At 72.3% G+C, this 8,270-nt stretch carries 6 protein-coding genes; 1 reads left to right on the top strand and 5 read right to left on the bottom strand.

The window, feature by feature from the left end; all coding sequences use genetic code 11:
• Positions 1-53 precede the first annotated feature (53 nt).
• A complete protein-coding gene (secD, locus tag ACFYXC_RS15570; protein WP_389551501.1) occupies positions 54-2,315 on the top strand; it encodes a protein translocase subunit SecD in 2,262 nt (753 codons plus the stop codon).
• Between the two features lie 88 nt (positions 2,316-2,403).
• On the opposite strand, the gene ACFYXC_RS15575 is transcribed toward secD, so the two are convergent.
• From ACFYXC_RS15575 to ACFYXC_RS15595, 5 genes are all read right to left on the bottom strand, one after another.
• On the bottom strand, positions 2,404-3,009 hold the full coding sequence (locus ACFYXC_RS15575) for a DinB family protein (protein ID WP_389551503.1): 606 nt from the start codon (positions 3,007-3,009) through the stop codon (positions 2,404-2,406).
• Between the two features lie 98 nt (positions 3,010-3,107).
• Positions 3,108-5,504 (bottom strand): ATP-binding cassette domain-containing protein, encoded by a 2,397-nt coding sequence (locus ACFYXC_RS15580; protein ID WP_389551506.1) that lies wholly within the window; start codon positions 5,502-5,504, stop codon positions 3,108-3,110.
• A 121-nt stretch (positions 5,505-5,625) separates the two neighbouring features.
• On the bottom strand, positions 5,626-6,174 hold the full coding sequence (locus ACFYXC_RS15585) for a TetR/AcrR family transcriptional regulator (RefSeq protein ID WP_388906717.1): 549 nt from the start codon (positions 6,172-6,174) through the stop codon (positions 5,626-5,628).
• Positions 6,175-6,186: 12 nt separating this feature from the next.
• Positions 6,187-6,768: a sugar O-acetyltransferase gene (locus tag ACFYXC_RS15590; protein ID WP_389551509.1), complete on the bottom strand. Its 582-nt coding sequence runs from the start codon at positions 6,766-6,768 to the stop codon at positions 6,187-6,189.
• Positions 6,769-6,833: 65 nt separating this feature from the next.
• Positions 6,834-8,063, bottom strand: a complete 1,230-nt coding sequence (locus ACFYXC_RS15595; protein WP_389551511.1) for an MFS transporter — start codon at positions 8,061-8,063, stop codon at positions 6,834-6,836.
• Between the last annotated feature and the right edge of the window lie 207 nt (positions 8,064-8,270).

Here is an 8,270-nt window from a genome sequence, read left to right on the forward strand (position 1 = left end):
TCGATCCCCACCGCACCCCCGCAGCGGGTGCGGTATGCCTGTTGGAGGCCCCTTTGACGCGCGCCCTTCGCGTGCGGGCGTTTCTCGCCCTGACCGTGCTCGCCCTGTCGCTGTACATCACCCTGACCGTGCCGCTGCGTCTGGGACTCGACCTGCGCGGTGGCACGCAGATCGTCCTGGAGACCCGCGATTCCCCCACCGCCGAGGCCGACTCGGTGGCCACCGACCGAACCCTGGAGGTGTTGCGGCACCGCATCGACGCGCTCGGCGTCACCGAACCCACCATCGCCCGTTCCGGGGACCACCGGATCATCGTCGAGCTGCCCGGTGTCCAGGACCCGCGCGAGGCCGCCGACGTCCTCGGCCGCACCGCGCAGCTCGCCTTCCACCCCGTTCTCGGTACGGCGGGCGCCGGGGACGCCCCGCCCGGGTCACAGCCCGGTCGGCCCGGCGAACGCGTCCTCCCCGACGAGTCCGGGCACACCGTGCGGCTGGGCCCGTCGGCCCTCACCGGCGCGGACGTCGACAGCGCCGAGGCGCGCATCGACCAGCGGAGCGGGGCAGGCTGGTACGTCGGTGTCGAGTTCAAGGGTGCGGGCGGTGACGCCTGGGCGGACCTGACCGGCCGGGCCGCGTGTCACCCGGCCGGTGATCCGGCGCGCCGCGTCGCCATCGTCCTGGACGACAAGGTCATCTCCTCGCCCCAGGTCAGCTCGTCCGTCGCCTGCCGTACGGGCATCGCCGGAGGATCCACCCAGATCACCGGCTCCTTCAGCCGGGAGGAGGCACGCGAACTGGGCGTGCTCATCAACGGCGGCGCCCTGCCGGTGCCGGTCGAGACCGTGGAACAGCGGACCGTCGGCCCGACCCTCGGCGCCACGGCCATCGAGGCCAGCGCCCGGGCCGCCGTCATCGGCACCGCGCTCACCTCGCTGTTCGTCATCGCCGTCTACCGGCTCCTCGGTGCTCTGGCCGCCGTGGCCCTCGCCTCTTACGGAGTCATCTCCTACGCGGCCCTGGCCGTGCTCGGCGCCACGCTCACCCTGCCGGGGCTCGCCGGGTTCGTGCTGGCCATCGGCATGGCGGTCGACGCCAACGTGCTCGTCTTCGAACGGGCCCGCGAGGAGTACGCGACCCGCGGGAAGGGACTGCGCCCGGCCCTCACCGCCGGATTCCGCAACGCCTTCAGCGCCGTCGCCGACTCCAACATCACCACCCTCATCGCGGCCGGCCTGCTCTTCTTCCTCGCCTCGGGGCCCGTCCGGGGCTTCGGCGTCACTCTGGGCATCGGCGTTCTCGCCTCCATGCTCAGTGCCCTGGTCGTCACCCGGGTCCTCGCCGAGTTCGCGATCTCCCGGCGGTCCGTACGGCGCCGTCCCCGGCTGACCGGCATCGCGGACACCGGCGCGGTCCGCGACCGGCTCACCCGCCGCGCTCCCGGCCTGATGCGGCGGGGGCGCACCTGGCTCGCCGCGTCAGCGGTCGCGCTCGTCCTGGCCACCTCGGGCATCGTGGTCCGCGGGCTGGACCTCGGCGTCGAGTTCACCGGCGGACGGCTGATGGAGTACGCCGTCTCCGCGCCGGTCGACGCCGATCGCGCCCGGGACGTCCTGGCCGACGCGGGCCTGCCCCGGGCGGTCGTCCAGACCTCCGGCGACGAGGGCCTCAGCGTACGCACCGGGCAACTCACCGACGCCGAGGCCGCGACGGTGGACGAGGCGGTCGCCGGCCTCACGGGCCGTGCCGAGAAGGTCAGCGACGAGTTCATCGGACCCAGCCTCGGGGACGAACTGCGCCGAGGGGCGCTCATCGCCCTCGCCTGCGCGCTGGCCGCGCAGTTGCTGTATCTCGCGGTGCGCTTCCGCTGGACCTTCGGGGTGTCCGCGGTCGCCGCGCTGGTCCACGACGCCCTGATCCTCGTCGGTGTGTTCGCCTGGCTCGGCAAACCGGTCGACGGGGTCTTCCTCGCGGCACTGCTGACCGTGATCGGCTACTCCGTCAACGACTCCGTCGTCGTCTTCGACCGGATCAGGGAACTGTCGGCGAACAACCGGCAGGCCCCGTTCGCGGGAGTCGCCAACACCGCGATCCTGCAGACCCTCCCCCGGACGGTCAACACCGGTATGGGCGCCGTGTTCATCCTTGCCGCCCTCACCCTGCTGGGCGGCGACTCCCTGACCGACTTCGCCCTCGCCCTGCTCATCGGCATCGTCGTCGGCACCTACTCCTCGATGTTCACCGCCACACCCCTGGCGATCGAACTCCACACCCACGGGGCCCCACCGCCCGGCGCACGGAAACACGACACACCGTAGGGACCGGGCAGGCCGGCGCCGCCGCGCGCGGCGAACCGTTCCCGGGCGGTCCCGTCCCGGTCCGGCGTTACGCGTCTCCGGTCCGGCGCTACGCGTCGTCGTCGGCCTCCCGTGCCGTGCGCTCCAGCCGGCTCCGGTAGTCCTCCCACCACTCGGAGTCGCCGGGCGGCATGCTGTCGTTGCTCTCGTTCATCCCGACGGCTCCGTCCAGGAGTTCCCGGACGATGTCGGCGTGCCCGGCGTGCCGGTGCGTGTCGGCGAGCACGCGCACGACGGCATGGTGCAACGTCACCTCGTTCCGGCCGCTCGGCCACCACGGCACCGTGCCGACCGTGTCCAGCGCGAGCGCCTCGATCGTCGCGTCCGCGTGCGCCCACGCCCGGCGGTACAGCTCCACGATCTGTCCGCGTGACTCGTCGGCGGTGGCCCACATGTCCGCGTTGGTCTCGGCCCCGTCCTCCAGCCAGGACAGCTTCTCGCCCGAGGGCCGTCCGAAGGTGTCGCCGAGGTAGCCCAGCTCCACACCGGCGGCGTGTTTCACCAGACCGAGGAGGTTGGTACCGGTGGGCGTCAGCGGCCGGCGGACGTCGTACTCCGGGAGCCCTTCGAGTTTCCAGAGCAGGGCGTCACGGGCGGACTGCAGGTAGAAGCGCAGGTCGGCCTTGGGGTTCGTGGGGTGGTTCGTTGTGTCCATGCCCCAAGTCTGTCGCCCGGGCGCTCCTCGTCCATGTCCCCCCGTGCCCGCGCGGGGCAGGGGGGACATGGGGACGTGGGTTCGGCGCGGGCCGCGGGTCAGGCGCCGACGTACGCCGCCAGGTGTTCGCCGGTGACCGTGGAGCGCGCCGCCACCAGGTCGGCGGGCGTGCCCTCGAACACCACCCGCCCGCCGTCGTGCCCGGCCCCCGGGCCGAGGTCGATGATCCAGTCGGCGTGCGCCATGACCGCCTGGTGGTGCTCGATGACGACGACCGACTTGCCGGAGTCGACGAGCCGGTCGAGCAGGCCGAGCAGTTGCTCGACGTCGGCGAGGTGGAGGCCGGTGGTCGGCTCGTCGAGGATGTAGACGCCGCCCTGCTCCGCCATGTGCGTGGCCAGCTTGAGCCGCTGCCGCTCGCCGCCGGACAGGGTGGTGAGCGGCTGGCCGAGGGTGAGGTAGCCGAGTCCGACGTCGGCGAGCCGGGTGAGGATCTTGTGGGCGGCCGGCGTCCGCGCGTCACCCGCGCCGAAGAACTCCTGCGCCTCGGCCACCGACATCGCGAGCACCTCGCTGATGTCCCGGCCTCCGAAGCGGTGGTCGAGGACCGACGCGTCGTACCGTCGGCCCTCGCACTCCTCGCAGGTGGTGGAGATCCCGGCCATCATCCCGAGATCGGTGTAGACGACCCCCGCGCCGTTGCAGTTGGGACAGGCGCCCTCGGAGTTGGCGCTGAAGAGCGCCGGCTTGACGCCGTTGGCCTTCGCGAAGGCTTTACGGATCGGCTCTAGCAGTCCCGTGTACGTCGCCGGGTTGCTCCGGCGCGAACCGCGGATCGCTCCCTGGTCGACCGAGACGACCCCTTCCTGCGCGCGCAGCGATCCGTGCAGCAGCGAGCTCTTGCCCGAGCCGGCGACCCCGGTGACCACGCAGAGCACGCCGAGCGGGATGTCCACGTCGACGTCCCGCAGGTTGTGGGTGTTGGCGCCGCGGATCTCCAGGGCGCCGGTGGACTCGCGCACCGTCTCCTTGACGGCCGCCCGGTCGTCCAGGTGGCGGCCGGTGAGGGTGCCGCCCGCGCGCAGTCCTTCGACGGTGCCCTCGAAGCAGACGGTGCCGCCCGCCGTACCGGCGCCGGGGCCGAGGTCGACGACGTGGTCGGCGATCGCGATGGCCTCCGGCTTGTGCTCCACGACGAGTACCGTGTTGCCCTTGTCCCGCAGCCGCAGCAGCAGGTCGTTCATCCGCTGGATGTCGTGCGGGTGCAGGCCGATGGTGGGCTCGTCGAAGACGTACGTGACGTCGGTGAGCGAGGAGCCGAGGTGGCGGATCATCTTGACGCGCTGTGCCTCGCCGCCCGACAGGGTGCCCGAGGGCCGCTCCAGGGAGAGATAGCCGAGCCCGATCTCCACGAACGAGTCGAGGGTCCCCCGCAGCGCGGTGAGCAGCGGCGCCACCGACGGTTCGTCGAGTCCGCGCACCCACTCGGCGAGGTCCCGGATCTCCATCGCGCAGGCGTCGGCGATGCTGAGCTTGCCGATCCTCGACTCGCGGACGGCGGCGCTGAGCCGGGTGCCCCCGCACTCCGGGCATGCGGTGAAGGTGACCGCCCGCTCCACGAAGGCCCGGATGTGCGGCTGCATCGCCTCCTTGTCCTTGGACAGGAACGACTTCTGGATCTTGGGGATCAGACCCTCGTAGGTGAGGTTGACGCCGTTGACCTTCACCTTGGTCGGCTCACCGTGGAGGAAGTCCCGCAGCTCCTGCTCGGTGAAGTCGCGGATCGGCTTGTGCGGGTCGAAGAAGCCGGACTCGGCGTAGATGCCCACGGTCCAGACGTTGTCCGACTTCCAGCCGGGGATGGTGAACGCGCCCTCGGCGATCGACTTGGTGTCGTCGTAGAGCTGGGAGAGGTCGATGTCGGAGACCGAACCCCGGCCCTCGCAGCGCGTGCACATGCCGCCCGTGCGGCTGAAGGTCACCTTCTCCGTCCTGGTCTTCTCCGCGCCGCGGTCGACCCGGAACCCGCCGCTCGCCGACACCGAGGCGACGTTGAAGGAGTACGCGCCCGGCGGGCCGACGTGCGGCTGGGCGAGCCGGCTGAAGAGGATGCGCAGCATGGCGTTGGCGTCCGTGACGGTGCCGACCGTGGAACGCGGGTCGGCGCCGAGACGCTGCTGGTCGACGATGATGGCGGTCGTCAGCCCGTCGAGCACGTCCACGTCGGGCCGCGCCTGCGTCGGCATGAAGCCCTGCACGAAGGCGCTGTACGTCTCGTTGATCATCCGCTGGGACTCGGCGGCGATCGTGTTGAAGACCAGTGAGCTCTTGCCCGATCCCGAGACACCGGTGAACACCGTCAGGCGGCGCTTGGGGATCTCGATACTGACGTCCTTGAGGTTGTTCTCGCGCGCGCCGTGCACGCGGATCAGGTCGTGGCTGTCGGCAGCGTGCGGCGCAGGCGACTGCGCGTCCGTCCGCGGGGCGATGCTCATCGTGTCTCCATCCGGGTGGCGGACCGTCACGCTAGACGCGGTACGGGGGTCCGCGCTTCTCGATTCCTGATCGATGGGGCTGCCGCCGGGCGCCTGCGGACGGACGGGGCGGCCGCCGTGACTAGGTGCCCGTCGTGGTGATGCGGGTGATCGCCTCACGGGTCAGCGCGCGGTCGTGGGGCTCGTTGTCCAGGGCGCGATGAAGGGTCAACCCCTCGATGAGCGCGTCGAGCTGGCGGGAGGTGTCGGGGTCGAAGTGTTTCTCCAGGTGGACGCGGCTGCGGCCCATCCACGCGTGGGTGAGTTCCCGGTAGGCGGGCCGGCGGGCGGCGAGGATGTACAGCTCCTGGGTGAGTACGAGGTCGCGCTGGCTCCCCTCGGACAGGGCGTGGACGAGGTCCGTCACCGCCTCCCGGGCCTGTTCGCGGTCGGTCGGCGCGGCGAGGTGGGCGTCGAAGACGGCGACGATGTGGTCGGCGAAGCGGGTGAACGCCTCCCGGAGCAGTTCGTCGATGCCGCTGAAGTGGTAGGTCATCGATCCCAGCGGGACGCCGGCGCGCACGGCGATCTTCCGGTGGGACACCCGGGCGATCCCCTCTTCGGCGATGAGGTCGAGGGTCGCGCCGATGATGCGTTCGCGGCGCTGCGGGTCGGTGTGTCCGGTGGCCATGGCAGCGGCCCCTCAGAGGGTTCGGACCGGGCGGGCGGGGTTGCCGACGGCCACGACGCCGGCGGGCACGTCCTTCGTCACCACCGCGCCCGCGCCGATGACGGAGTTGTCGCCGACGGTCACCCCGGGCAGGACGATGGCGCCGCCCCCGAGCCACACGTTGTCCCCGATGGTGATCGGGCGGGCGGCCTCCAGCTTGTCGCGCCGCGGCTGCGGTTCCAGGGGGTGGGTGGGGGTGAGGAGCTGGACGTTCGGCCCGATCTGGCAGTCCTCGCCGATGGTGATGGCGGCGACGTCCAGCGCGGTGAGGTGGTAGTTGACGAAGGTGCGCGCGCCGATTGTGATGTTGCTGCCGTAGTCGACGTACAGCGGTGGCCGCACATGGGCCTCCGGGCCCAGCGAGCCGAGCAGTTCGGCGAGGACCGGCCGTGCCGCGTCGGGGTCCTCGACATAGGCGGCCTGGTAGCGGGCGGCCAGGCGCACGGCCCGCTGGTAGCGGCGGACGATCTCCGGGTCGTCGGCGATGTAGAGGTCACCCGCCGTCATGCGTTCGAGGTTCGTGCGGGGGTCCTGTGCGAAGTAGTCCGGCGCCATGCGTACGATCGTACACTCGATGTCGACCGACATCCCGTGAACCGGAAGATCCGCGGGGTCCGCGGTCACCGGCGCCCGGGCTGCCGCAGCACACCGGCGAACAGCAGGACCAGCAGCCCGGCGAGGGGCACCACCAGCAGCCCCACCCGCAGGCTGGCCGCGTCCGCCACCAGTCCGACGACCGGCGGGGAGAGCAGGAAACCGAGGCGCATGAGCCAGGAGACGATGGCCAGCCCCGAACCGGGCTTGAGGCCGGGCAGTTCGTCGGCCTCGTGCATCGCGGCGGGGACCAGTGTCGCCACACCGAAACCGGCGGCGGCGAAACCGAGGATCGTCCCCGGCACGGTGGGCACGGCCAGCGCGAGTCCCATGCCGGCCACGACGACGAGACCGCCGGTCCGGGCCACCGTGCGCTGTCCGAACCGGTCGACGAGCCGGTCGCCGAGGATGCGGCCGACGAACTGGGCACCGACCAGGGCGATGTAGCCGGAGGCGGCCAGCGTCACCGTCGCGGACAGGGAGTCGGAGAGGTAGAGCGCGGCCCAGGAACTGCCCGCGTCCTCGACGAGCGTGCCGGCGGTGGCGATGAGCACGAGGGCGGCCAGCACGTACGCGGTGCGTCGTGCCGCCACCGGACGCTTCGGCTGCCCGCCCGGCCGGCCCTCGGGACCGGACTCCGCCGGCGGCCCGCTCTCCGCCGGGGGCTCGGTGTCGGGGCCGGGCAGGCAGAACCGCAGCGCGACGCACGCCGCGACCGCGAACACCACCGCGGAGATCGCCAGGTGCAGGCCCCGCGAGAGGCCGAGCGCTATCGCCGCGGCCGCCATCGATCCGCCGACGACGGCGCCGATGGACCAGATCGCGTGGAAGGAGTTGATGATGGAGCGTCCGTAGCGTCGCTGTACGCGCAGTCCGTGGGCGTTCTGCGCGACATCGGTGAGCGCGTCCATCGCTCCGGCCAGGAACAGCGCCGCCGCGAACAGCGCCACCGAGCCGGACAGGCCCGCGACGAGGATCCCGCCGCCGGTCAGCAGGGTGCCGGCCACCGCCGCCCGCGCCGAGCCCAGCCGGCGGACGGCCACCCCGGCGGCCAGACCGGCGGCGATGGCACCCGCCGGGAACGCCGCGACGGCCAGGCCGTAGGCCGCGTTGCCGATGCCGAGGTCCGCCTTGATCTGCGGATACCTCGGCAGGAGGTTGGCGAACAGAGCTCCGTTGGTGAAGAACAGCACGGCAACGGCCACGCGAGCCTGCCGCTCGGCCGGCGCGGGCCGGCTCAGTACGTCAACAGTCATGCACGTGAGCCTATAGCGAGAGCGTACGAACGTACACTCCTGATCGTACGGCGCTCCCGAACTCCGTGACCTGCGGTCCTCACCGGCCGGGCGGGGCGCGGGGGGGGGGGGGGTGGGGGGGCGGGGGGGGGGGGGTTTGGCCCCCCCCCCCCCCCGGGAGGGGGGGGGGGGGGGCCCGCGCGGCCCCCCCCGGCGGGCGGCCCGGGG

Origin of the sequence: Streptomyces sp. NPDC002701 (genome assembly GCF_042889045.1) — a bacterium.
Classification (GTDB): Bacteria; Actinomycetota; Actinomycetes; order Streptomycetales; family Streptomycetaceae; genus Streptomyces.